This is a genomic window from Pedobacter sp. GQ55, assembly GCF_059758925.1.
Genome location: NZ_JCAXEI010000005.1, coordinates 176,454 through 200,996, shown reverse-complemented (window position 1 = coordinate 200,996; position 24,543 = coordinate 176,454). Strand labels below are relative to the sequence as shown.

The following is a 24,543-nucleotide window of genomic DNA, read 5'->3' as shown; positions in this document are numbered from 1 at the left end:
GCTTACTGCAAGCTATTTAACGCCTGTCTTACCATAGCATCACTTAGGTTAAGCGCTTTATAATAACCCGCATCGCCTAAGTGATACTTGCATAAAAGCACCTTCATGTCATTTAAGATAAGCGGCTTTGCCGAGGCCAGCTGTTTCTGATCAACAACAACATTACGATTCTGAATATACTTTACCAGGTCGCGATAGTCTGCATCACTAACATTAAACGTAGCCAGGTTCTGTTCAATAAATGGTGCAGAGTACCTGCTGGCTAAAACATCATAAACAAAATCAAACAATATCTTTTTAGACGCCAACATAGTATAACATTTGTTATAACCAATAGTATCCATTTTCACATAAATATCTGGCTGAATACCACCTGCTACCAATCTGCCCTTTTTTATAGTGTCCTTTTTAACAATTTTTTTTGAGGCAGTAAGTTCTCCGTCATTAAAACGATTCTCGATCTCATCCTGATAGGCCTTATAACCATCTTTATAAGATTTCTGAATGCTTCTGCCAGATGGGGTATAATAACGTGCAATGGTTAAATTCAATGCAGATCCGTCTACAAAAGGAAACTGCTCCTGAACAAGCCCTTTACCAAAAGAGCGGCGACCAATAATAAGCCCCCTGTTAAGATCTTGTACCGCACCTGCCAGAATTTCGCTGGCCGAGGCCGTGTTCTCATTAATAAGCACTACCAGTTTTCCATCTTCAAACTCACCTCCGCCTGTTGCCACATAATCTGTGCGTGGCTCATGTTTTCCTTCCGTATAAACAATTAGTTTGTTCTCTTCAAGAATTTGATTAGCCAAGCCCGTTGCTGCCGTTAAATAGCCTCCGCCATTGTCACGAAGGTCAAGCACAAGCTTTTTCATCCCTTCAGATTTAAGCGACTTTATAGATTCGACAAAATCACGATCTGTATCTGAACCGAACTTACTGATTCTCACATAGCCAACTTCAGAATTGAGCATGTAAGAAGCATCAATGCTACTCACCAGCACCCTATCGCGTTTTACCGTATAAACAGTTGCTAGGCGACTGCCAGGATGCACAATGGTTAATTTTACTGCCGTGCCCTTTTTGCCCTTAATCTTACCAATCATCTGTTCTCTGGGCAAAGCTTTGCCACTAACAAAAATGGTATCTATTTTAATAATTCTGTCGCCCTGTTTTATTCCGGCCAAAAACGCCGGGCCATCCTTAATCACATTCGTAACCAGCAGGGTATCATTCAAAATATAATATTCAATGCCTATGCCCTCAAAATTTCCATTTAATGTTTCAGTGAATTCATTCGCCTTTTCTGGTGGAAGATATATGCTATGAGGATCCAGTTTATGCAACAAACTATCAATAGGCAGGTTATTTAAGCTATCGGCATTAACCTCATCTACATAGTTTTTATTGATGATATGGAGAATTTCGTCAACCTTTTGCGCATTGTTATCTGCTATATAAGTTGTCTTTTGAAAGGTATACCCCTGGTCTTTCAGAAACTTGTAGCCAAAAAACATCCCACCTATTAAAGTTACAGAATAAGTGAGGGCAATTAAGAGATTATAGCGGGTATTCTTTTTCATGGCTAAAGACACCGTAAAGGTACAAAATTAGACTGTTATATAATCAATTAACCTCTTCTGATTTTTATTTGTTTAGTATTTTTTCGATTACCCCAAAATTGAGAAGAAATCCTTATTTTGAATTGATTTCCCCTATTATTTCTGGTTTAACAAGAAAATCACGAATTTTAACAAAAATTAATCTAATGATAAGAGTAACCGAGCAAGAATCAACGTACAACGATATTGATAAAATGTCAGTACTAGAAATTCTAAAGGGCATAAATGATGAGGACAAAACAGTTCCCCATGCTGTGGAAAAAGTAATTCCTCAGATAGAGAAACTGGCTTCTGCTGTTGCCGAGCGAATGATAAACGGGGGAAGGTTATTTTACATCGGTGCGGGCACAAGTGGCCGACTGGGTGTTGTTGATGCCTCAGAGTGCCCTCCTACCTTTGGTGTTCCGTTTGATTGGGTTGTTGGTATTATTGCCGGCGGAGACACTGCCATACGAAGAGCAGTTGAAAATGCTGAAGACGATGACCAACAGGCATGGATTGATCTGCAGGAGTTTAAAATTGATGCTAATGACTGTTTAATTGGTCTTGCCGCATCAGGAACCACTCCATACGTTATCGGTGGACTAAACACTGCCCGTAAAAATGGTATTTTAACGGGTTGTATTGTTTGCAACGAGGGAGGGCCGATAGCTGCAGAAAGTGATTTCCCTGTAGAGGTAGTAGTTGGTCCTGAATTTTTAACGGGATCTACCAGAATGAAATCCGGAACTGCGCAAAAATTGGTTCTGAACATGCTTAGTACTACAGTAATGATAAAACTAGGCAGGGTAAAGGGCAATAAAATGGTAGACATGCAGCTAACCAATCATAAACTGGTAGACAGAGGTACACAAATGGTAATGGACGAACTGAATATTGATTACGAGCATGCTGCAGATTTGCTGATCCGTTATGGAAGTGTCCGTAAAGCTGTTGAATCTACCCATAAATAATCCAGCATGCACGAAATAGAGCCTTACTATCTATGGCGAGATGATTATATCGCGGCAGAAGATGAACGTTCTCCATTCTACAACACGGAGTACTCGGAATTTTATTTCGACAAGCAGTTGTATAATTTCCTGTTACATCCCCAATGGGATGATTTCGGATCAAGTACGATGTACCTTAAAGTATTGTATGTTGACTATGATAGAAATTATGCAATCATAGAGCTCATTGGAGAGTGGAACGATGCCATTGGTAACGACATTATGCTTCTGAAACGTGAAATCATTGAGCTCATGATTGACGAGGGAATAAACAAATTCATCCTGATTGGCGAAAATGTACTGAACTTCCATTCTTCTGAAGATAGTTATTACGAAGAATGGTTTCAGGAAGTTGAAGATGGATGGATTACAGGCATCAATTTCCAGGAACATGTAATCAATGAATTCCGTAACAGCAATATAGATTATTACATCAATTTTGGTGGCGAACTTGACGATATGGCATGGAGAACCTTAAAACCCCTTCAGTTTTTCAAGAAAGTTGAAGAAATCCTGACAAAAAGGCTCGGGGCATAGCTTTTGTTAGAACGAAACAATTCGTATCTTTAAATAAATTTAAAACACATGAATAATAACAATAATAATGATTGGGCACAACAGTCCGTTTTTGTAGAAGACTTAACTGGCAAGGTTGCCAAGAAATTCTTCGCTAATGTTTTTTTATGGATGTTTGTGGCGCTTGGCTTATCAACATTAGCTGCGTTTCTTATTTCAACCTCTCCCGCAGCTTTAAGTCAATTAATTAATTTTGAAACAGGACAAAGAACAATACTAGGTTATATCGCAATGTTTGCACCTCTTGGTCTGGTAATTTTAATGGGTACAGGATTTAACCGCCTGTCTTATGGTGCTTTATTAGGCGTATTTGTGTTATTTTCGGTTCTGTTAGGCGTTAGTTTAAGCTTTATATTACTTATTTATACTGCTGGTTCAATTGTAGCATGTTTTGCGGCCGCAGCGGGTATATTTGGAATAATGGCAGTTTTAGGCTACACTACAGATGTAGATCTAAGCAAATTTGGCCCTATATTAATGGTAGGTGTGGTAGGCTTATTCATTGCCGGTATCATCAACATGTTTATCGGAAGTGATCGTTTTAGCTACATAATGAGCTTCTTTGGAGTAGCAATCTTTACCGCCTTAACAGCATATGATGTTCAAAAACTGAAACGTATTGGTGCAGGTATTGAAGAAAATGGAGATCAAATGGCGGCAACTGATGCTAAGAAATTGGCAATTATGGGAGCCTTATCTCTTTACCTAGACTTTATAAACATCTTCTTATATCTATTAAGAATCTTCGGAAGCAGAAAATAACAACTTGTTTTCTTAAACAATGAACAGGCGGGTAGAGCAATAAATTATGCTTCACCCGCCTTTTCATTGTTTACATATTTATCTTTCAGGAGTACATTACCAGCTTGTTAATTAAGCACATTTTACACTTTCAAATTCAGCTGTACATGGCCATGTTTTCAAAACAATGTTTCGAAGTCCTGAGTTAATTGTCTCCTCTGTACAATTTTATATGCTTTAACGGTCGAAATTTTGGAAATGATTTTTCTTTGTTGCACCTTTGTAATGCTTATAGAGAAAGACGGAGGGATTAGACCCTGCGAAGTCTTAGCAACCTGTGCTTACAAGGTGCTACATTCTACTGGAGCCAAACCATTGGTTCCCGAAAGATAAGTTAAAGTCGACACCTAAACCGGACTTTTCGAATAAGCTTTGTATGTAATGAGTTCGGCACTTGTTTAGGCGTAGCCTCTATCAACTTTAGCTTATTACCTACTCATATTACTATTAAAAATGGACATTAGAGCAGAGTTAGAAAAACGTATCCTGATCATTGATGGTGCGATGGGCACTATGATACAACGTTACGTCCTTTCTGAAGAAGATTTCAGGGGCGAGCGGTTCAAAGATCACCCGTGTGATGTAAAAGGTAATAACGACTTACTAAACATTACCCGTCCAGATATCATTAAGGCCATTCATACTGAATATTTAAAGGCCGGTACAGATATCATTGAGACCAATACCTTTAGTACCCAACGTATTTCACTGGCCGATTACCAGATGGAAGAGCTCGATTATGAGATGAGCTTTGAAGGGGCTAAAATAGCCAAAGAGGCAGTTAATGAGTTCATGGCGGCTAATCCCGACAGAAAATGTTTCGTTGCCGGTGCCGTAGGTCCTACCAACAGAACGCTATCTATTTCTCCGGATGTAAACGATCCAGGGTTCAGGGCACTTACTTTCGATGAATTAGTTGATGCTTATTACGAACAAATACGCGGACTGGTTGATGGCGGTTCAGACCTGCTGTTAATTGAAACCATTTTTGACACCCTAAATGCCAAGGCTGCGATATTTGCCATCAAAAAATATGAGAATGTAATTGGCCGTAAAATAGAGATCATGATCTCGGGAACCATTACTGATGCTTCCGGAAGAACTTTGTCAGGTCAAACTGCCGAAGCTTTCCTAAATTCTGTAATACACGCCAACCCGTTAAGCATAGGCTTCAACTGCGCCTTAGGGGCAAAAGACATGAGGCCGCACATAGAAGAACTCTCTGCTAAGGCAGGCTGCTATGTTTCTGCATACCCCAATGCGGGGTTGCCAAATGAATTTGGTGCTTACGATGAGATGCCTCATGAAACGGCTCATCTGGTAGAAGATTTTATTCAGCATGGCTTCGTAAATATTGTAGGTGGTTGCTGCGGAACTACACCTGAGCATATCGGCTGTATCGCCGAAAAAGCGAAAAATGTAGCGCCGCGTAAAATACCTCAAATAGACCCTTATCTGCGTTTAAGCGGATTAGAGCCGGTTACCATAACTCCAGAGAGTATTTTTGTAAACATTGGTGAGCGTACAAACATTACCGGTTCTCCGAAATTCTCTAAACTCATTTTAGGCGGAGATTTCGAAGCTGCACTTGCTGTTGCACGTCAGCAGGTTGAAGGTGGCGCACAGGTTATTGATGTGAACATGGATGAGGGAATGATTGATTCGGAAGCCTCGATGACCAAATTCCTTAACCTGATTGCCTCTGAACCTGATATTTCCAAGTTGCCTATCATGGTCGATTCGTCTAAATGGACGGTTATCGAAGCCGGATTAAAATGCTTGCAGGGAAAAGGAATTGTAAACTCCATCTCTCTTAAAGAGGGCGAAGATAAATTCCGCGAAAGTGCACGCAAAATCATGACTTACGGTGCTGCCATAGTAGTTATGGCGTTTGATGAGCAAGGACAGGCCGATAATTTTGAAAGAAGAAAAGAGATCTGTAAAAGATCATATGATATTTTAGTTGATGAAATTGGCTTTCCGCCTCAGGACATCATCTTTGACCCGAACATCCTTACCGTTGCAACCGGATTAGAGGAACACAATAACTATGCGGTAGACTTTATAAATGCTACCCGATGGATTAAAGAAAACCTGCCACATGCAAAAGTAAGTGGTGGTGTTTCAAACATCTCCTTCTCGTTCAGAGGTAATAATACCGTTAGGGAAGCTATGCACTCTGCATTTTTATACCACGCCATCAAAGCTGGTTTAGATATGGGGATTGTAAATGCGGGGATGCTCGAGGTTTATCAGGAAATTCCGCCAGAGCTTTTAGTGCTTGTTGAGGATGTATTGTTAAACCGCAGAGATGATGCTACAGAGCGGTTGGTTGAATTTGCAGACACCATCAAATCTAAAGGCAAAGAGATTGTTAGGGATGAAGAATGGCGTAAAACCAGTGTCGAAGAAAGGCTTTCTCATTCATTAGTTAAAGGAATTATAGAATACCTTGATGCCGATGTTGAAGAAGCACGCCAGAAATACGCCAGACCAATCCAGGTAATTGAAGGCCCATTAATGGACGGAATGAACATTGTAGGTGATCTGTTTGGTGCCGGCAAAATGTTCCTTCCACAGGTTGTAAAATCCGCCCGCGTAATGAAAAAGGCTGTAGCTTATCTGTTGCCGTTTATTGAGCAGGAAAAGCTAGATAACCCGGATCAGGATCAGAATTCATCGGCCGGAAGGGTATTAATGGCTACTGTAAAAGGTGATGTTCATGATATCGGGAAGAACATTGTAGGCGTAGTTTTAGCTTGTAATAACTTCGAAATTGTGGATATGGGTGTAATGGTTCCTGCACAGGAAATCATTAAAAAAGCCAAAGAAATAAATGCGGATATTATTGGGTTGAGTGGCTTAATTACCCCTTCGCTTGATGAAATGGTGCACTTTGCCAAAGAAATGGAGCGCGAAGGCTTTACCATTCCTTTAATTATCGGCGGCGCTACTACTTCCAGGATTCATGCTGCTGTTAAGGTTGCACCGAACTACTCGGGGCCGGCCATACACGTGCTCGATGCTTCGAGAAGTGTAACTGTTTGCAGTACTTTAATGAACAAAGATACGCGCGATGAGTACATTCGGGGTATCCGCGAAGAATATGATAAAGCGCGTGAAGCGCACTTAAACAAGCGTTCTGATAAACGCTTTAAAACAATTGAAGAAGCCAGAAAAGATAACTTTAAGATAGATACTGCATTAGTTGCTCCTGCTCCTTCTTTTACAGGAACCAAGGTATTTGAGAATTATCCGCTAGAGGAGCTGGTTCCTTATATAGACTGGACTCCTTTTTTCCAGACCTGGGAATTGCGTGGTAGTTATCCGCGTATCCTTGAGGATAAAGTTGTTGGCGATGAAGCTAAAAAACTTTTTAATGATGCCAAAGTACTATTAAAAAAGATTGTTGACGAAAAATTACTTACCGCAAAAGCGGTAATCGGCTTCTGGCCTGCATACGCAAAAGGCGACGATATTGTGCTTGATGTTGAAGGTAAAGAGGTGGTGATCCATACTTTACGTCAACAGGCTGAAAAAGTTGCCGGACAACCGTATTATGCGCTCTCAGATTTTATTGCACAACAGGAAACGGGTGTTCCTGATTATTTTGGCGGTTTCGCGCTTACTACAGGGATTGGTTGTGATGAAATGGTAGCTGAATTTGAGGCTAACTATGATGATTACAACAGTATTATGGCTAAAGCATTGGCCGATAGGCTTGCTGAGGCTTTTGCTGAAAAAATGCATGAGCTTGTCCGTAAGGATTACTGGGGTTATGCAAAGGATGAAAATCTGGACAATGAGGCACTGATTAAAGAGGAATACGCAGGTATTCGTCCGGCACCGGGTTACCCCGCTTGTCCAGAGCATACAGAAAAGGGCACTTTGTTCGAATTGCTTGATGCGGAGAATAGAATTGGCCTGCATTTAACTGAAAGCTATGCCATGCATCCTACCGCAGCGGTAAGTGGTTTCTACTTTGCCCATCCGCAATCAAGGTATTTTGGTCTTGGTAAAATAACCAAAGACCAGATCGATGATTATGCGATCAGAAAAGACATGCCTGTAGAAGAAGTAGAAAGATGGCTAAGTCCTAATCTTGCCTATTAAATTAACCAAACACACTGACCAAAATGAAAATTGTAGATCATATTAATAATGCCAAGGGTAAGACCTTGTTCTCTTTTGAATTATTACCGCCTGTAAAAGGCAAGAGCATAGACGAAATTTATAAAGCGATAGATCCGTTGATGGAGTTTAACCCTCCTTTTATAGATGTGACCTATCACAGAGAAGACTATATCTATAAACAACACAGTAACGGCCTGTTAGAAAAAGTTTCTTATCGCAAAAGACCGGGTACAGTAGCCATTTGTGCTGCTATAATGAACAGGTACAAAGTAGATGCAGTGCCTCACCTGATTTGCGGTGGTTTTACCAAAGAAGAAACAGAGAATGCATTGATTGACCTTCAATTTCTGGGTATCGACAACGTATTGGTATTAAGAGGAGATGCCCGCCATGCAGATTCGTCTTTTATTCCTACCCCCGGCGGACATGCTTTTGCAACCGATTTGCTGCAACAGGTAACTGACATGAACAGCGGAAAGTACCTACACGAAGATCATTCGGCATTTAAAACAGATTTTTGTATCGGTGTTGCCGGTTATCCGGAAAAACATTTCGAAGCACCCAATTTGAAAACTGACTTTAAGTATCTGAAACAAAAAGTGGATATGGGTGCAGAGTTCATTGTAACGCAAATGTTTTTTGACAACACCAAATACGTGAATTTTGTACAGCAATGCAGAGAGAACGGGATCAACGTACCTATCATTCCAGGCTTAAAACCAATTACTTCTTCTAAGCAGTTAATCAGTTTACCAAAGGTATTTCACATCGATCTTCCGGAAGAGCTAACTGAAGCAGTTCAGGCTTGCAAGGATGAGAAACAGGTGAAAGAAGTGGGCATACAGTGGATGATACATCAATGCAAGGAGCTAATCCAGGTTGGTGCACCTGTATTGCACTTTTATACAATGAGTAACCCTGAACCTACCAAAAAGATCGCTCAGGCAATATTTTAAGAAACAGTACCATCAAAACGATCGGCATCCTAAAAAAATCAGGATACCGATCGTTTTTAAAATAGTCTTTGTACCTTTAGGGTAAGAAACTAACTTTACCGCGATGAAAAAACTGATGCTGCTTATACTTGTAATTGCAAGTGCCTTTACTGCCTGTACTACTATAAAGTCCGGAACAATAGGAAATGGCGGGTTATCTCAATTGAGCGGAACCTGGGAACTGAACTATATTTCGGGTCCAAGAATAGCATTTAATGGTTTATATCCGGGTAAAAAACCTACGATCACATTCGAAGTGGCAGATAAAAAATTCAGTGGTAATACCAGCTGTAATTCTTACTCAGGAGCACTTGTAGCTGATGATATATCCATCAACTTTACGGCTCCTTTTGCAATGACAAAAATGGCTTGTCCGGGCGAAGGGGAATCTACATTTGTACAAATGTTAAAGAAAGTAGGCAGTTATTCAGTAACCAGCGATACCACCCTTAACTTTATGATGGGCGATATCGCTATTATGCGGTTTAGTAAAAAGTAGTTAAATACTTTTTAAACGACTCATAATCTGTATTCAGCTTTTCTGCTTTTTTTGGTTTGGCCAAAAGATCTTTTACCTGATCTGGGAACTCAATATTTGCTTTGATTGCCTCCGGAAAAACATCAGGGAATTTACAGGCATGCGCTGTAGAAAGGAAAACGCCGGTATAATTATCGTCAGGATGTTCTCCTTTATATTTTTGTAATGCAAGCCATGCGATTGCGGTATGCGGGCAGGCAATATAATTGAACTGTTCATATATTGCATTTATTCCGGTTAGTGTTTCCTCATCGGTAAAGCGATAGCTTTGCGCAATCTGCTGCAATGCTTCCTTATCGTTTTTAAACAAGTCCATTATCCTTACCCAATTACTTGGTGCCCCTACATCCATTGCATTTGAATAGGTTTGTACAGATGGTCTGGTTTCATAAACACCTGTTTCTAAGAATCTCGGAACAGTATCATTTACATTGGTTGCTGCTATAAATTGCTTTACGGGCAATCCCATCTTATAAGCCAAAAGGCCTGCGGCAATGTTCCCAAAGTTTCCGCTTGGCACAGAAAACACGACCTCCTGTTTACCTTGTCTCTTTAGCTGGGCATACGCATTGAAATAGTAGAATGTTTGGGGGATTAGTCTGGAAATATTGATAGAATTTGCCGAGGTTAACCTTAACCTTGCATTTAACTCTTCATCTGCAAAAGCCTGTTTAACCAAGGCCTGACAATCGTCAAAAGTTCCATCTACCTCTACTGCATGAATATTCTGCCCGTTTGTACAAAGCTGCAGCTCTTGAATTTCGCTTACCTTTCCTTTAGGATAAAGAATGGTTACCCTGGTATGAGGAACCCCTAAAAAGCCTAATGCTACAGCCCCGCCGGTATCGCCAGATGTGGCAACAAGCACATCCAGGGTTTTCTCGTTATCCTTTAAGAAATAAGCCATAATACGGCTCATAAATCTGGCGCCAAAGTCTTTAAAAGCCAGTGATGGGCCGTGGAATAGTTCTAGTACTGCAGTGTTTTGATCAAGTGTTACCACAGGAGCTTCAAAATTGATAGCATCATCAATGATGCTTTGAAGATCCTCTACAGGTATAGCATCTTTAAGTAATGCTGCAGCTACTTTAAAGGCAATTTGCGATAAAGTGAGCTGATCTATATTATCAATAAATTCTTTATCCAATTCGGGAATGTGAACCGGCATATATAAGCCTTTATCCAAAGGCATGCTGTTAAAAACAGCAGTGGCAAAATCTACTTTTAAACTGTGGTTATTGGTACTGTATAGTTTCATCATGTTTGGTTATTAATCCAATATAATAGGGCCTCTTTTATTTACTTCCGAAACAAAAGACAGACTGTTTATCGAAATACTCTTTAAATGCTGCTTTAGCTTTTCAGTGATTTTGTTTGCAGTTTCCACATCCTTTGTAAGCGCGAATACCGATGGTCCTGATCCTGAAATACCAAAACCCACAGCACCCGCCTTCATTGCAATGGTGCGCAGTTTATAAAAATCAGGGATTAAGATGGAACGTGTTGGTTCAACAAGTATGTCTGTCATACTTCTTCCAATCAAATCATAATCCTTCATAAACAATCCACTAACCAGGCCGGCCACATTTCCCCATTGGGTTACAGCATCCTTTAATAACACTTTAGAACGGATCATCTGGCGGGCATCCTTAGTTGGCACATCCACTTCGGGATACACAATTGCAGCGTGCATCTGTTCAGGAAAAGGCAGGCTAATGATGTCCAAAGGCTGATAGCTTCTGATCAATACAAAACCACCCATTAAAGCAGGCGCAACATTGTCGGCATGACCATAGCCACAAGCCAGTTCCTCGCCTTTCATGGCAAAAGGAACAAGTTCCTTGTTGGTTAGTAAATTGCCCATCAATGTGTTTATAGCAAACAAACCGGCTACGGTACTTGCAGAGCTTGAGCCAAGCCCACTGCCTATTGGCATCTTTTTGTGCAGTTCAATTTCTACACCCAGATCAGGTTTACCAATATGGTTTAAATAATGTTGTACACTGGCACTTACTGTATTTTTTGTTGGGTTTAATGGCAGCTTCCCATCATCACCTGTAATTTTTGAAATGGAAATACCCTTGCCCTCGGTAAGGCTCATAATTACCTCATCACCTGGTTGGTTTACGGCAAAACCCAAAACATCATACCCACAAACCACATTTGCTACAGTAGCGGGAGCGAAAACTTTTATAGACTTTCTCATCGTTTACCTACGTTTATGATGTCAGCAAATACACCTGCAGCAGTTACCTCTGCACCGGCACCAGGTCCTTTTACAACCAAAGGCCTGTCTTTATAACGATTAGTGGTAAACGAGATAATGTTATCACTACCTGAAAGGGTATAGAATGGGTGATTCTCATCAACCATTTGCAGGTTAATGAAAACCTTACCGTCTTCTAGCTTACCAATATATCTTAATACTTTATTGTCTTGGGTTGCCTGTTTTTTCAGGTTCTCGAAGTATGCTGAATTATTTTTTAACTCTTTATAAAAGTCGGCCACACTTTCTGCAGCCATACACGATGGAGGTAACATATTTTCTAATTCTATATCTTTTTCTTCTAATGCATATCCGGCGTCACGGGCGAGAATAAGCATTTTACGCATAAAGTCCTTACCATTAAGGTCATCTCTTGGGTCAGGTTCGGTATAACCTTTTTCCTGTGCTTCTTTTACTACCTCATGAAAAAGAACTCCGTCTTTATAGTTATTAAAGATGTAAGAGATGGTACCCGAAAGGATGGCTTCTATACAAGCTACCTTATCGCCACTTAACATCAGGTCTTTAAGTGTACGGATAATTGGCAGGCCTGCTCCAACATTGGTTTCGTAGAAAAAGTCGACTCCGTAAGTTCTTGCTGCTTGTTTAAAGGCTGCATATTGTTCGTAATCGGCAGAGTTTCCTATTTTGTTGCAGGTAACTACAGAGATGCTCGATTGTAATATATCCAGATAAAACTCAACCGGATTATGGCTTGCAGTATTGTCAACAAACACACAGTTCGGAAGGTTCATCGCCTTCATGCGTCTGATGAAATCAGGCAAACTTGCTTTTGTATCCTGGTTGTTTAGGTCTTCTTCCCAGGTGTTAAGGTCTATTCCTCTTGGGTCAAGATACATTTTACGGGTATTACTCACCCCCATAACTTTTACTTGCAGATCGTTATTATCAGCAAGGAAAGGCATCTGATCCTGAAGTTGTTTAAATAGGGTTTTACCTATGTTACCGGTACCCAGGCAGAACACATGTAAGGTTTTTTTAAGATCTGCGTAAAATGCATCATGAATGGCATTTACCGCTTTAGATAAATCTGTTTTTGAGATAATTACCGAGATGTTATATTCTGAAGAACCTTGTGCAATGGCCCTTACATTTACACCATTACGGCCAAGGGAGCTAAACAGCTTACCAGACATACCTGGTGTACGCTTCATGTTTTCGCCAACTATCGCTACCACCGACAGCCCGTTTTCTACTTCAGGATATTCAAGTTTTCTGGCTTGAAGCTCCAGTTCAAATTCTTTATTGATTAATGACAATGCTTTTAAAGAATCGGCTGGTTTTACCGCAAAGGTGATGCTGTGCTCAGATGACGATTGAGTGATTAGTACTACGTTAACCTGTTCACGTGAAAGCATAGAGAACAGTCTGCCACTAAAGCCTGCCTTGCCTACCATACCGCTTCCTGAAAGGTTTAAAACGCTGATCTCATCAATTGACGAGATTCCCTTTATCGGAAGGTTTGAAGGGCTTATACCGTGCTTAATGTATGTTCCAGCAAAGTCAGTATTGAAGGTGTTTTTGATTACAATTGGAATCTTCTTTAAAAAAGCAGGGATCATGGTTGGAGGATAGATCACCTTGGCACCAAAATAAGAAAGCTCCATTGCTTCTGTATAGCTCAGTTCAGGTAATGAAAAAGCTTTTTTAACGATGCGCGGATCTGCAGTTAACATTCCGTCAACATCAGTCCAGATTTGTATTTCTGATGCATTCAAAGCTGCACCCCATATTGCAGCGGTATAATCGCTGCCCCCACGGCCAAGGGTGGTTACACGCCCATCATCATTGCTTGATATGAAACCCGTAACAAACAAAAGCTTGCCTTGGTTGGCTTCATAAAAATCATTTATGAGCATCTCGGTCATATAAGTATTTACCTTAGCCTGGCCGAAATTACTGTCTGTTTTGATCAGCTCTGCGCCATCAACATACACCGCGTTGGGAAATTGTTGTTTGGCAATGTGGCTGATCATTATGGTAGCGCATCTTTCTCCATAACTAAGAATCAGATCTTTGGTTTGGGCACTAAGCTCACGAAGATTATACACTGACTGTAAAATATCTTCCAGTTCATTGAAGTAAATTTTAAGCTTAGTAAGCACTGGATTTTGTGCTACTGCAGGCAATAAAGTTCTGATTACCTTGAAGTGTTTTTCCTCAACAAGTTTCAATGCGTCGCCGTAGTCTCTTAGGTTCCGGGCATTTTCTGCCATGTCGAGTAATGCGTTGGTAACACCGCCCATTGCTGATAAAACTACTATAGGGTTCTCCTCTCCCTGCAGTGGTTTAAGTATCTCTATCAAAGCGCTTATGCTATCGACAGAACCGACTGATGTGCCTCCAAATTTTAAAATATTCATAGTTGTTGGTTAAAAAAAAAGCGCCTTCCCGGTTTAGAGGAAGGCGCTTTTCGTGGTTTTTTATTTTTTCAGTTACACCATTAGCTTACCTTCCTCCGAGTAATCCCGGTGGTGGTGGTAGTGGTAGTAATTGTTGAGTTCATATACATTGTATTTTTTACACTTAGTGTGCCGTGGTGTAAAGTAAAGTTATATTTTTCTAATTAGCAAATGATTATAAAAATATTTTATACCAGGTTTCTTACCTTTACACCTTTATATGCGAGGATTAGTAATTAAATCAACAGGAAGCTGGTATCAGGTACATGCAGAAAATGGCATCAATTATGACTGCCGGATTAAGGGCAAGTTTAGAATTCAGGGTATCCAGACCACAAACCCTATTGCCGTTGGTGATCAGGTAGAGTTTGAACTTGAGCCAAATTCCGACAATGGAGTGATCCATAAGTTGCACGACCGGAAAAACTACATTATCCGTAAGTCCATCAATTTATCCAAGCAAGCCCAAATTATTGCGGCCAACATGGATCAGGCTTTTCTGGTAGTTACCCTTGCCTCGCCGCGCACCTCTTTGGGTTTTATTGATCGTTTTTTGGCAACTGCCGAGGCTTATTCCATTCCTGCAGTTCTGATTTTCAATAAACTTGACCTCTTTAATGAAGATGGCTTGGCCATTTTAGCTGAATATGCAGCTATTTACGAAAACATCGGCTATCCGTGCTATACTGTATCTGCTATAGAGGGCACCAATATCCCTCAGATTGAAACTTTACTTAAAGATAAAACGACTTTGTTTTCTGGTCATTCCGGCGTAGGAAAATCAAGTCTCATTAATGCACTGCTACCCGGAAGAAGCATTAAGACTGGTGAAATATCAGAAGCTAGCGACAAAGGCCAACACACGACAACCTTTGCAGAGATGCATACTTTACCTTTTGGAGGTTATCTTATAGATACCCCGGGCATCAGAGAGCTGGGCATATTTGACATCAGGCCTGAAGAACTTGGTCATTATTTCAGAGAGATGAGGGACTTGATGAATGAATGTAAATTCAATAATTGCCGGCATGTTAATGAACCAGGATGTGCAGTGATAAAAGCGGTAGAAAACGGTGAAATAGAGCTGAGCCGATACGAAAGCTACCTTAGTATTTACAATGGCAACGAAACACGGGCCTAAGCTATATGAGAGCGGTTATCCAAAGAGTTACTGAAGCCAGCTGCAAGGTTGATGACAAAATAACAGGTGCTATTACTGATGGCTTTCTGGTGTTGTTAGGTATTGAAGATGCCGACACACAGCAAGACCTGGATTGGCTGGCACAAAAAATAGTGAACATGCGGGTTTTTGGAGATGAAAACGGGCTAATGAATAAGGGGCTTACGGATATTGATGGAAATATTTTACTGATCAGTCAGTTTACCTTATTTGCCTCTACTAAAAAAGGGAACAGACCCGGCTTTACCAAGGCAGCAAGGCCTGATAAGGCCATTCCACTATATGAATCCATGATTAAGCAATTGTCTTGGTTGCTTAATAAAGAAGTACAAACCGGAATATTCGGAGCAGACATGAAGATCAGCCTTATAAACGATGGCCCGGTTACCATCACTATCGACACTAAAAACAAAGCGTAGCAGCTTTCCTGAATTTTGGGTAAATTTATTTCTATCATAAATTAATCTTACCTAAATTACTGGTATGCAACTCCAAAAAACCAGCACTGAAACCATTGTTTTAGTATCCTTTGTTGTATTGAAGCTTTTTTTACACTGTTTCCTGATTAATCCGGCATACGAATTACACCGTGATGAGTTTTTACACCTTGATCAGGCAAACCACCTGGCATGGGGTTTCCAATCTGTCCCTCCCGTCACCTCTATTTTCGCCTGGATCATAAAAATGCTCGGCGGCAGCACTTTTATAATACGCCTGGTTACTGCGTGTTTTGGCGCAGGCACATTAGTATATTCGTGGTTTATTGTAAAAGAGCTAAAAGGTGATCTGTTTGCTAAGGTGTTATGTATGGTGGCATTGTTTGCATGTGCCATTGCGCGTTTGGATATGTTATTTCAGCCCAATGCTTTTGATATTCTTTGCTGGACAGCCACATACTACTACTTTATAAAATACATCTCTACAAATACGCCCAGGTTTATTTATTATGCAATATTTGTCATTGCAATTGGCTTTTTAAACAAATACAGCATTGCTTTTTTGGTTGTCGGTTTAGCACTGGGATTTTCCATATCTAGGCAACGGCGTATATTTTCTGTAAAACACTTATACTTCGCCATTGCCATAGGCTTACTGCTGGTTTTACCAAACCTTTTATGGCAATATCAGAACCATTTTCCTGTGGTTGAACATATGAAGGAGCTTGCAGCAACCCAACTGGATAAAATTAACCGGATAGATTTTCTCAAAGATCAGCTGCTTTATTACATTGGTGATCTGTGGATTTTATTTGCGGCTGCAATTGCCTTTTTTGTCTATAAACCATTTAAAAGTTTAAGATGGATTGGCTTAAGCTACCTGATTGCGATTGTCTTATTTACCTGGTTTAGGGCAAAAGCGTATTATGCAGCCGGACTTTATCCTGTTTTATTAGCTTGCGGCTCTGTTTATCTTGCCGCTGCGCTTAAAACTGGATGGCAAAGGTATCTTAGGGCTGTCCCTTTAATTACTGCTATAGGAATGTTCTTTCTTATCCTTCCTTATGCCTATCCAATATTAACCCCCGGAGAAATCACCCTTAAAAAGGAGAAATTTGAAAAACTAGGCGTTATGCGATGGGAAGACGGGAAAAATCATCACCTTCCGCAGGATTTCGCAGATATGCTTGGCTGGAAGGAATTGGCAAAGATGGTAGATGAGGTCTATAAAAAGATTCCGCAAAAGGAAAATCTGATTATTCTTTGTGATAATTATGGAGAAGCCGGAGCTATAAATCATTATTCTGTTTTCAAGAACATCAATGCTGTTTCATTCAGCGCAGACTACATTACCTGGGTTAACCTCGATAAACAAATTAAAAATGTGATTCTTGTTACCAGTATTGAGGATGATGATCCCGATCGGAAAGTGGAAAAACCTATATTTGAACGGGTAACGAAAATCAACTCTATTAAAAATAAAATGGCCCGTGAATATGGAACTTCAGTGTATTTACTGGAGAACGCTAAAATTGATATCAATGCCCGTTTAAGGGCGGAAATGAAAGAGGACTAAAAATGACAATAGAAGAAGCACAGAAAACTGTAGACCAATGGATTAATACTACAGGCATCAGGTATTTTAATGAACTAACCAATACCGCCATTTTAATGGAAGAGGTTGGTGAGGTAGCCAGAATCATGTCAAGAAAGTACGGAGAACAATCTTTTAAGAAAAGCGACGAAGCAGTTGACTTGGGTGATGAAATGGCAGATGTGCTTTTTGTGTTGATATGCCTCGCCAACCAGACAGGTATTGACTTAACCACAGCTCTGGAGAAGAACCTGGTTAAAAAAAATATCCGCGATGCGCAAAGACATAAAAACAACGAGAAGCTAAAATGAGGATGATGGTGAAGATTTAAACATATATAATTGAAGGTATTCTTCAGAGCGAGCGGGGCTGATGGATAGTCATCATGAAGATCACATTAAATAATGGGAACATCTATTAAAAAAAGCAGCGTTTTTAGACGCTGCTTTTCAGGTATTTAAAAATAATGTTTTAATCGAGGGTTAGTGCTGCTTTAATTTTAGCTGCCGCTTCTGCTAATTCCTCGTTTGTAGGTTTTAGCTTTTCTTTACTAAAATTCATGTCGTTTACGGCATTCATTGGAATCAAGTGCATATGTACGTGTGGTACTTCAAGTCCGATTACTGCTACGCCTATTTTTTTACAAGGAAAAGCTTCCTTTACCCCCTTAGCTACTATTTTAGCGAACAAGGTTAGTCCAAAATAACTTTCGTCATCCATATCAAAGATGTAATCGATTTCCTTTTTAGGAATAACCAGAACATGCCCCATCACTAACGGACTAACGTCTAAAAAAGCAAGGAATTCGCTGGTTTCTGCAACTATGTGTGCTGGAATATCACCATTAACAATTTTTGAAAATATGCTTGACATGATTTTGGGTTTTATCTCGTGATTTCCAATATTTCGAATTCAATTTTACCGGCCGGCACTTGAATTTCAGTTTTATCGCCAACTGACTTACCCAATAAACCCTGGGCAATAGGAGATTTTACAGAAATCTTTCCTGTTTTTAAATCTGCCTCCGACTCCGCTACCAATTGGTAGCTCATTGTTGCGCCATTCTTAACATTTTTGATCTTTACGATTGATAATGCCAATACTTTAGAAGTATCCAGTTTCGATTCATCAATTAGCCTTGCTGTTGAAAGTGTTGTTTCAAGCTTAGCTATCTTGGCTTCATGTAAACCTTGGGCTTCTTTTGCTGCATCATATTCCGCGTTCTCAGAAAGGTCACCTTTATCTCTTGCTTCCGCTATCGCTTTAGATATTAACTGCCTTCCGGTAGTTTTTAAATAGTGTACCTCTTCTTTTAGTCTCTCTAAACCATCTTGGGTATAATATGTTACCTCTGTCATAGCTCGTTTATTATGTTAGTTACTCTAAAAAACAAACAAGACTACATGGGATTCTAAACCTACATAGTCTTGCTTCAATTAAAACGAAGATAATGGGGTAATACCACAAAAACAAATTATTGATCTAAAATGATGCAGTTATGAACAAAATAAGGCTATTTTTATATTTCCATTAAGTTAACAGTTGTACAATGAATACTTTAAAAACCCTATTTCTATTCTTAATCGCTTCATTTACAGTTAGTGCACAAGAATTATACACACCAAGAAATATAAAAAATGCATATGATAATGGAACACGTTCATACGATGGGAAACCAGGTAAAAATTACTGGCAAAATCGGGGGAAGTATGACATTCAGGTATCGGTTGACGAAAAAAACAAGATCGTAACAGGAAAAGAAACAATTGTCTACACAAACAATAGTCCGGATACGTTAAAATCAACAGCAATTAGGTTTGTAAACAATATCCACAAACCAGAAGCTCCAAGATCGGGTTATGTGGGTGCTGATTTTTTAACTTCCGGATTAAAGATTACCTCATTTGCAGTAAATGGCCAAACCTATGAAGTGAACAGTACCGATTGGGGTACGGTTGCAAGTGTTGCACTTAAGAACGCACTACCCCCTGGTCAATCGGCAACATTTGTGATCGAATGGAATTATCCCTTGTCAAAGCAGAGCGGTCGCGAGGGACAAATTGACAACACTTCTCTTTTTGTTGCCTATGCTTACCCCAGAATATCTGTGTATGATGACTACAATGGATGGGATATGATTCCGCATAGCGACAGGACTGAGTTTTATAACGATTTCAACGATTATAAACTTGCTGTTAAAGCGCCAAAAAATTACGTAGTTTGGGCAACCGGCGATCTGCTAAACCCCGATGAAGTATTGGAAGCGGAATACGCTTCAAGGCTTAAAAAGTCTTATACTGCTGATGAGGTAATACATATTGCCACTGCTGACGAAATGAAAAAAGGCGGGGTAACAAAACCAAAAGACGATAACACCTGGAAGTTTGAAGCCAACAATATAAGCGATGTTACTTTTTCATTAAGCAGCAGCTATTTATGGGACGCAGGAAGTGTTGTGGTTGATAAGAAAACCAATAGAAGAGTTAGTGTTCAGGCCGCTTATAATGAAGCCGCGAATGATTTTTCTCATGCAGTTGAATGGGGAAAGCTTGCACTGGATTGGTTTTCGAACAATTGGCCTGGAGTGCCTTACCCTTTCTCCAAAATGACCGCTTTTCAGGGATTTGCGGACATGGAATATCCAATGATGGTGAACGATTCCAGCACCCCTGACCTTGAGTTTTCGCAATTTGTACTTAATCATGAAATTGCCCATACTTATTTTCCTTTTTACATGGGCACCAATGAAACACGCTATGCCTTTATGGATGAAGGTTGGGCCACCACACTAGAATATTTGATAGGGCAGCAGCAATTGGGCAAAGAAAAAGCTGCCGAAAATTATAAGAAGTTCAGGGTACAACGTTGGATATCCAACCCCTCAACAGAGCAAGATCAACCAATAATTTCTATGTCCACCCAGGTATCCGATGCCGGATATGGCAATAATGCATATGGTAAACCTTCACTGGCATACCTGGCTTTAAAAGATTTACTTGGAGACGAGGTGTTTGGAAAAGCCCTGCATACTTACATGGATCGTTGGAATGGTAAGCACCCCATTCCATGGGATTTCTTTTATTCCTTTAATGATGCCACAAAACAAAACTTAAACTGGTTTTGGAACAATTGGTTTTTTAGCAACAGCTACATAGACCTTGCTATTGAAAAGGTAATTGTAAAGGGGAACAATTATACGGTTTCAATAAAAAATGCAGGAGGATTTGCCATTCCTTTTGACCTGAAGGTTATCTATAACGATGGTAAGGAACAGCTCATTCATCGCAGCCCGGAAACCTGGAAAAACAACCGTAAGGAGACACTTTTTGAAATCAGAGCCAATGCTCCCGTACGATCCATTACGTTAGATGGCGGCATTTTTATGGATGCCAGGCCTTCTGATAATATTTGGCAAAAGAAATTATAAGTTGCTTAACTTCTCAGCCAGAACTTCTGAAATTTTACGATAAGAGTCGAAGGTCCAGCCGCCAACGTGTGGTGTTAATATCACCTTGTCGGATTTAGCGAGGTCCTGATACCAGTCCTGATTTCCCAAAGCAGGAAATTTCTCAACTTCGAGCACATCAAGCCCTGCTCCGAGTATTTTATTTGCTGCAATTGCATTTAAAACTGCCTTGGTATTGACCACCTCTCCCCTTGCGGTATTGATAAAAAATATTGGCTTGCGAAAGTGAAACAGGTACTCCTGATCTACCATCTGCCTGGTTTCTGAGGTAAGTGGAACATGCAGACTCAGCACATCGCTTTGCTTTACAATCTCTTCCATGCTTACTTCTTTGGCGTAAGCGTCGGTAAAGCCTGTTTTATATTTGTCATATGCAATTACGTTAACTTCAAAACCAGCCATTTTTTTCGCGAAGCTTTTACCCATGAAACCATAGCCTATTATCCCTACGGTTTTACCTTTAAGTTCAAATCCACGACTGCCCTCCCTGTCCCAAACACCGTTTCTTACTTCAATATCTGCCCTGCGGAAGTTATTCATAAGCGCGAGCAACAAGCCTGTAGCATGCTCCCCAACTGCATCCATATTCCCTTCCGGGGCATTTAGCAGTTCAATATTCTTTTCCTCTGCAAATGCTTCATCAATATTATCCAGGCCCGCTCCTGCCCTTGCAACAAATTTTAACTTAACGCCAGCGCTTAAAAGTTCTTTATCAATTAAAAATTTTGTTCGAACAGCTATTCCTTCATATTCAGCAATCACAGCAAGCGTTTCGGCTCTTGTAATTAATGGCTGATCATTTACCTGGTATCCAAGTGCAATGGCACTTTCTTTAAATGCCGGATGCAGATCGTCAACTATTAATATTTTCCCTTTGGTCATTATTAGAATTCTATTTATGCAAAAATACGGGGTCTACTGATTTAATCCTACTGGGATAACTGTGCTAAATGCTGCGTAAGTGTTATAAAATCTGCAACACTTAACTGCTCCGCACGTTTATCAAAAAACACATGACCATCCATTTTATCTTTAGGTACAACCCCGGATAGTGCATTACGCAATGTTTTTCTTCTTTGATTGAAACCTGCTTTTACCGTACGCCAGAAAAGCTTTTCATCACACGGCAGTGTTTCTACATCATTCCGGCTCAGCCTGATCACACCGGAATTTACCTTTGGTGGCGGATTAAATGTACCGGGCTTAACAGAAAACAGGTATTCAATATCGTAATAAGCCTGGATCAACACGCTTAAAATACCGTAATCTTTGGTACCTGCTTTAGATGCACAACGTTCTGCAACTTCCTTCTGAAACATACCAACCATTTCTACTACATGAGCTCTGTTTTCGAGAATCTTGAACAGGATTTGAGAAGAAATATTATAAGGGAAGTTTCCGATGATCGCATATTTGTCAGGAAAAATCTCAGAGAGATTTAAGGCCAGGAAATCACCATTTATTAGTCTATCGCCTAGCTGAGGATACTTTTCCTTCAGAAAACGATACGATTCAACATCTATATCAATCAAAAAAGTTTCAAGGTCTGTCCGTTCCAGCAAGATATCTGATAAGATCCCCATGCCAGGGCCAACCTCAAGTACTTGTTTGTATTTATCGGTATGAATAAGGCCGTTTACTATTTTTGCCGCAATGTTTTTATCCGTTAAAAAATGTTGCCCTAAATGTTTTTTTGCCTTTACCAAACTCATATCCTGATCTATTAAAAGCTGCAAAATAAGTAAAGTTTTACTAGTATCGGACTAACATTAAGGTGAAATTCTGTAATTTGCGCTAAATTTTCTATTTAGACATGAGCAATAAAATTAAAATCGGTATAAGTATAGGTGATGTAAACGGCATAGGATTGGAGGTTATCCTTAAAACCTTATCCGAAAACCGCATCCTGGATTATTGTACGCCAATTGTTTACGGCCATACTAAAGTTGCTTCTTATCACCGCAAGGCATTGGGCATGAATGACCTTGTTTTTAATGTGATTAATAACGCTGATGCAGCGAATCCAAAAAAAGCAAACCTGATCAATTGCTGGGAAGAAGATGTTAAAATAGACTTAGGAGTTTCTAACGAAATTGGTGGTAAATATGCCCTTTTATCGTTAGAGAAAGCCACTGACGACCTCATTAATGGCAATATTGATGCATTGGTAACTGCCCCTATTAATAAACACAATATCCAATCTGATACTTTTAATTTCCCTGGACATACAGAGTACTTGCAGCAACGCAGCGGTAGCGATGATGTGCTGATGTTTTTAATAAGCGAGGACATTCGTGTAGGTGTGGTAACTGGGCACATTCCAATTACAGAGGTACCTGCAAGCATTACCAAAGACAAAATTGTAAAGAAACTGGTCATGATGAATGAAAGTCTTAAGAAAGACTTTTGGATAGAAAAACCAAAAATTGCAGTACTGGGCCTTAATCCTCATGCTGGCGACAATGGTTTATTAGGAAAAGAAGAGGCTGATATCATTACACCTGCTATTCAGGAGGCTTTCGACAAAGGAGTAATTTGCTTTGGTCCTTATCCTGCCGATGGCTTTTTTGGTAACGGCGGACATAAGCAATTCGACGCGGTACTAGCGATGTATCATGACCAGGGCCTTATCCCTTTTAAAACAATTGCCTTTAGCACAGGGGTTAATTATAGTGCTGGATTGAAGATTGTACGTACTTCGCCAGACCATGGCACCGGATACGATATAGCAGGAAAGAATGTTGCAGATCCAACTTCGTTTATAGAAGCTGTTTTTGCCGCTACCCATATTGTAAAAAACCGTAGAGAACAAGAAGAATTATTAAAAAATCAACTCCGCAGTGGTGGAAAAATTATTGAAACTGCAGCAGACATGAAGGATGATGCAAATTAAGCTTATTTTATTTTTCAATAACATTTTAGAAATGTCAAATTAATTCTTACATTTGCGGGCTAAAATTTTGTTACAATTGAAACCATTAAAACAATTTTCAATCCCATTTACCGGCTTAAAAATTGGCAAACATCAGTTTGATTTTGAGATTGATAACAGCTTTTTTGATGCTTTTGAATACTCTTTAGTAAAAAAAGGTGATTTAAAAGCTAGCGTTGAATTAGACAAACAAGAAACAATGCTGATTTTACAGTTCCACATTGAAGGAACTATAATTTTAGACTGCGACAAATGTTTAGCCGAGTTTGGAGCACCGATAAGCGTACAGGAAAGGCAGATTGTAAAATTTGCTGAAGATGAGTTAGAGAGTGATGATCTGGAGATCATTGTTCTTAGTAAGAAAGAAAGTGAGATCGATGTATCAGAGCTTATTTATGAATTCATCACGGTATCTGTACCATATATAAAAATATGCGAGCAGAATGGCGAAGGCCAGCAATGCGACCAGGAAATGATAGCAAGACTGGAAAGTCTTTCTATCGGAACACAAAAAGAAGAAGAACAACAAGATGATGACCCACGTTGGGCAGCATTAAAAAAATTAAAATAATAATTAAATAAATCAG

At 39.9% G+C, this 24,543-nt stretch carries 21 protein-coding genes and 1 riboswitch; of the genes, 13 read left to right on the top strand and 8 right to left on the bottom strand.

The window, feature by feature from the left end; translation table 11 throughout:
- Nucleotides 1–2: 2 nt before the first annotated feature.
- Entirely contained in the window at nucleotides 3–1,583 is a 1,581-nt protein-coding gene (locus AC6CH7_RS15365) for a S41 family peptidase (RefSeq protein ID WP_498263593.1), read from the bottom strand.
- Between the two features lie 185 nt (nucleotides 1,584–1,768).
- On the opposite strand from AC6CH7_RS15365, the gene murQ reads away from it, so the two are divergent.
- The 6 genes from murQ to AC6CH7_RS15335 all read left to right on the top strand — a co-directional run bounded on the left by murQ (nucleotide 1,769) and on the right by AC6CH7_RS15335 (nucleotide 9,619).
- Entirely contained in the window at nucleotides 1,769–2,575 is an 807-nt protein-coding gene (murQ, locus tag AC6CH7_RS15360) for an N-acetylmuramic acid 6-phosphate etherase (RefSeq protein ID WP_048903684.1), read from the top strand.
- A 6-nt stretch (nucleotides 2,576–2,581) separates the two neighbouring features.
- Nucleotides 2,582–3,151 (top strand): hypothetical protein, encoded by a 570-nt coding sequence (locus AC6CH7_RS15355; RefSeq protein WP_294873092.1) that lies wholly within the window; start codon nucleotides 2,582–2,584, stop codon nucleotides 3,149–3,151.
- Nucleotides 3,152–3,199: 48 nt separating this feature from the next.
- Entirely contained in the window at nucleotides 3,200–3,952 is a 753-nt protein-coding gene (locus AC6CH7_RS15350; protein WP_048903653.1) for a Bax inhibitor-1/YccA family protein, read from the top strand.
- Between the two features lie 265 nt (nucleotides 3,953–4,217).
- A riboswitch (SAM riboswitch) is annotated at nucleotides 4,218–4,327 on the top strand.
- 117 nt (nucleotides 4,328–4,444) lie between these two features.
- Nucleotides 4,445–8,104 (top strand): methionine synthase, encoded by a 3,660-nt coding sequence (gene metH, locus AC6CH7_RS15345; RefSeq protein WP_498263592.1) that lies wholly within the window; start codon nucleotides 4,445–4,447, stop codon nucleotides 8,102–8,104.
- Nucleotides 8,105–8,127: 23 nt separating this feature from the next.
- Nucleotides 8,128–9,081, top strand: coding sequence for a methylenetetrahydrofolate reductase [NAD(P)H] (gene metF, locus AC6CH7_RS15340; RefSeq protein ID WP_498263591.1), 954 nt, complete (start codon nucleotides 8,128–8,130; stop codon nucleotides 9,079–9,081).
- 103 nt (nucleotides 9,082–9,184) lie between these two features.
- The gene (locus tag AC6CH7_RS15335; RefSeq protein ID WP_498263590.1) at nucleotides 9,185–9,619 is read left to right on the top strand and encodes an META domain-containing protein; all 435 of its coding nucleotides are present in this window, start codon (nucleotides 9,185–9,187) and stop codon (nucleotides 9,617–9,619) included.
- On the opposite strand, the gene thrC is transcribed toward AC6CH7_RS15335, so the two are convergent.
- The 3 genes from thrC to thrA are packed head-to-tail and all read right to left on the bottom strand — an operon-like array spanning nucleotide 9,606 to nucleotide 14,308.
- Entirely contained in the window at nucleotides 9,606–10,916 is a 1,311-nt protein-coding gene (thrC, locus tag AC6CH7_RS15330) for a threonine synthase (protein WP_498263757.1), read from the bottom strand. The genes AC6CH7_RS15335 and thrC overlap by 14 nt on opposite strands.
- A gap of 12 nt (nucleotides 10,917–10,928) precedes the next feature.
- The gene (locus tag AC6CH7_RS15325; RefSeq protein ID WP_498263589.1) at nucleotides 10,929–11,864 is read right to left on the bottom strand and encodes a homoserine kinase; all 936 of its coding nucleotides are present in this window, start codon (nucleotides 11,862–11,864) and stop codon (nucleotides 10,929–10,931) included.
- On the bottom strand, nucleotides 11,861–14,308 hold the full coding sequence (gene thrA / locus AC6CH7_RS15320; protein WP_498263588.1) for a bifunctional aspartate kinase/homoserine dehydrogenase I: 2,448 nt from the start codon (nucleotides 14,306–14,308) through the stop codon (nucleotides 11,861–11,863). Before thrA ends, AC6CH7_RS15325 begins: the two co-directional genes overlap by 4 nt.
- 259 nt (nucleotides 14,309–14,567) lie before the next feature.
- Here thrA and rsgA point away from each other — a divergent pair, with 259 nt between their 5' ends.
- The 4 genes from rsgA (at nucleotide 14,568) to AC6CH7_RS15300 (ending at nucleotide 17,869) form a co-directional block, all read left to right on the top strand.
- Nucleotides 14,568–15,488 (top strand): ribosome small subunit-dependent GTPase A, encoded by a 921-nt coding sequence (gene rsgA / locus AC6CH7_RS15315; protein ID WP_498263587.1) that lies wholly within the window; start codon nucleotides 14,568–14,570, stop codon nucleotides 15,486–15,488.
- Between the two features lie 5 nt (nucleotides 15,489–15,493).
- A complete protein-coding gene (gene dtd, locus AC6CH7_RS15310; protein ID WP_498263586.1) occupies nucleotides 15,494–15,946 on the top strand; it encodes a D-aminoacyl-tRNA deacylase in 453 nt (150 codons plus the stop codon).
- Nucleotides 15,947–16,010: 64 nt separating this feature from the next.
- Nucleotides 16,011–17,540: a glycosyltransferase family 39 protein gene (locus tag AC6CH7_RS15305; RefSeq protein ID WP_498263585.1), complete on the top strand. Its 1,530-nt coding sequence runs from the start codon at nucleotides 16,011–16,013 to the stop codon at nucleotides 17,538–17,540.
- Nucleotides 17,541–17,542: 2 nt separating this feature from the next.
- Entirely contained in the window at nucleotides 17,543–17,869 is a 327-nt protein-coding gene (locus tag AC6CH7_RS15300; protein WP_498263584.1) for a nucleotide pyrophosphohydrolase, read from the top strand.
- A 160-nt stretch (nucleotides 17,870–18,029) separates the two neighbouring features.
- Here the strand turns inward: AC6CH7_RS15300 and AC6CH7_RS15295 are convergent, their stop codons facing one another.
- Nucleotides 18,030–18,431 (bottom strand): HIT family protein, encoded by a 402-nt coding sequence (locus AC6CH7_RS15295; protein WP_498263583.1) that lies wholly within the window; start codon nucleotides 18,429–18,431, stop codon nucleotides 18,030–18,032.
- 11 nt (nucleotides 18,432–18,442) lie between these two features.
- Complete coding sequence (gene greA, locus AC6CH7_RS15290; protein WP_048903641.1) at nucleotides 18,443–18,916, bottom strand: transcription elongation factor GreA; 474 nt, start codon at nucleotides 18,914–18,916, stop codon at nucleotides 18,443–18,445.
- Between the two features lie 191 nt (nucleotides 18,917–19,107).
- Between greA and AC6CH7_RS15285 the strand changes: the two genes are divergently transcribed.
- Nucleotides 19,108–20,985, top strand: coding sequence for a M1 family metallopeptidase (locus AC6CH7_RS15285; protein WP_498263582.1), 1,878 nt, complete (start codon nucleotides 19,108–19,110; stop codon nucleotides 20,983–20,985).
- Here the strand turns inward: AC6CH7_RS15285 and AC6CH7_RS15280 are convergent.
- Nucleotides 20,980–21,906, bottom strand: coding sequence for a 2-hydroxyacid dehydrogenase (locus AC6CH7_RS15280; RefSeq protein WP_498263581.1), 927 nt, complete (start codon nucleotides 21,904–21,906; stop codon nucleotides 20,980–20,982). The genes AC6CH7_RS15285 and AC6CH7_RS15280 overlap by 6 nt on opposite strands.
- Nucleotides 21,907–21,953: 47 nt before the next feature.
- The gene (gene rsmA, locus AC6CH7_RS15275; RefSeq protein WP_498263756.1) at nucleotides 21,954–22,736 is read right to left on the bottom strand and encodes a 16S rRNA (adenine(1518)-N(6)/adenine(1519)-N(6))-dimethyltransferase RsmA; all 783 of its coding nucleotides are present in this window, start codon (nucleotides 22,734–22,736) and stop codon (nucleotides 21,954–21,956) included.
- 101 nt (nucleotides 22,737–22,837) lie between these two features.
- Between rsmA and pdxA the strand changes: the two genes are divergently transcribed.
- Nucleotides 22,838–23,917: a 4-hydroxythreonine-4-phosphate dehydrogenase PdxA gene (gene pdxA / locus AC6CH7_RS15270; protein WP_498263580.1), complete on the top strand. Its 1,080-nt coding sequence runs from the start codon at nucleotides 22,838–22,840 to the stop codon at nucleotides 23,915–23,917.
- Nucleotides 23,918–23,993: 76 nt separating this feature from the next.
- Nucleotides 23,994–24,527, top strand: a complete 534-nt coding sequence (locus AC6CH7_RS15265) for a YceD family protein (protein WP_048903636.1) — start codon at nucleotides 23,994–23,996, stop codon at nucleotides 24,525–24,527.
- Nucleotides 24,528–24,543: the final 16 nt, after the last annotated feature.

What these genes read in the sequence shown, in the direction of transcription:
- AC6CH7_RS15365 (WP_498263593.1), bottom strand. Translation starts at nt 1,583, where the DNA reads ATGAAAAAGAATACCCGCTATAATCTCTTAATTGCCCTCACTTATTCT.
- murQ (WP_048903684.1), top strand. Translation starts at nt 1,769, where the DNA reads ATGATAAGAGTAACCGAGCAAGAATCAACGTACAACGATATTGATAAA.
- AC6CH7_RS15355 (WP_294873092.1), top strand. Translation starts at nt 2,582, where the DNA reads ATGCACGAAATAGAGCCTTACTATCTATGGCGAGATGATTATATCGCG.
- AC6CH7_RS15350 (WP_048903653.1), top strand. Translation starts at nt 3,200, where the DNA reads ATGAATAATAACAATAATAATGATTGGGCACAACAGTCCGTTTTTGTA.
- metH (WP_498263592.1), top strand. Translation starts at nt 4,445, where the DNA reads ATGGACATTAGAGCAGAGTTAGAAAAACGTATCCTGATCATTGATGGT.
- metF (WP_498263591.1), top strand. Translation starts at nt 8,128, where the DNA reads ATGAAAATTGTAGATCATATTAATAATGCCAAGGGTAAGACCTTGTTC.
- AC6CH7_RS15335 (WP_498263590.1), top strand. Translation starts at nt 9,185, where the DNA reads ATGAAAAAACTGATGCTGCTTATACTTGTAATTGCAAGTGCCTTTACT.
- thrC (WP_498263757.1), bottom strand. Translation starts at nt 10,916, where the DNA reads ATGAAACTATACAGTACCAATAACCACAGTTTAAAAGTAGATTTTGCC.
- AC6CH7_RS15325 (WP_498263589.1), bottom strand. Translation starts at nt 11,864, where the DNA reads ATGAGAAAGTCTATAAAAGTTTTCGCTCCCGCTACTGTAGCAAATGTG.
- thrA (WP_498263588.1), bottom strand. Translation starts at nt 14,308, where the DNA reads ATGAATATTTTAAAATTTGGAGGCACATCAGTCGGTTCTGTCGATAGC.
- rsgA (WP_498263587.1), top strand. Translation starts at nt 14,568, where the DNA reads ATGCGAGGATTAGTAATTAAATCAACAGGAAGCTGGTATCAGGTACAT.
- dtd (WP_498263586.1), top strand. Translation starts at nt 15,494, where the DNA reads ATGAGAGCGGTTATCCAAAGAGTTACTGAAGCCAGCTGCAAGGTTGAT.
- AC6CH7_RS15305 (WP_498263585.1), top strand. Translation starts at nt 16,011, where the DNA reads ATGCAACTCCAAAAAACCAGCACTGAAACCATTGTTTTAGTATCCTTT.
- AC6CH7_RS15300 (WP_498263584.1), top strand. Translation starts at nt 17,543, where the DNA reads ATGACAATAGAAGAAGCACAGAAAACTGTAGACCAATGGATTAATACT.
- AC6CH7_RS15295 (WP_498263583.1), bottom strand. Translation starts at nt 18,431, where the DNA reads ATGTCAAGCATATTTTCAAAAATTGTTAATGGTGATATTCCAGCACAC.
- greA (WP_048903641.1), bottom strand. Translation starts at nt 18,916, where the DNA reads ATGACAGAGGTAACATATTATACCCAAGATGGTTTAGAGAGACTAAAA.
- AC6CH7_RS15285 (WP_498263582.1), top strand. Translation starts at nt 19,108, where the DNA reads ATGAATACTTTAAAAACCCTATTTCTATTCTTAATCGCTTCATTTACA.
- AC6CH7_RS15280 (WP_498263581.1), bottom strand. Translation starts at nt 21,906, where the DNA reads ATGACCAAAGGGAAAATATTAATAGTTGACGATCTGCATCCGGCATTT.
- rsmA (WP_498263756.1), bottom strand. Translation starts at nt 22,736, where the DNA reads ATGAGTTTGGTAAAGGCAAAAAAACATTTAGGGCAACATTTTTTAACG.
- pdxA (WP_498263580.1), top strand. Translation starts at nt 22,838, where the DNA reads ATGAGCAATAAAATTAAAATCGGTATAAGTATAGGTGATGTAAACGGC.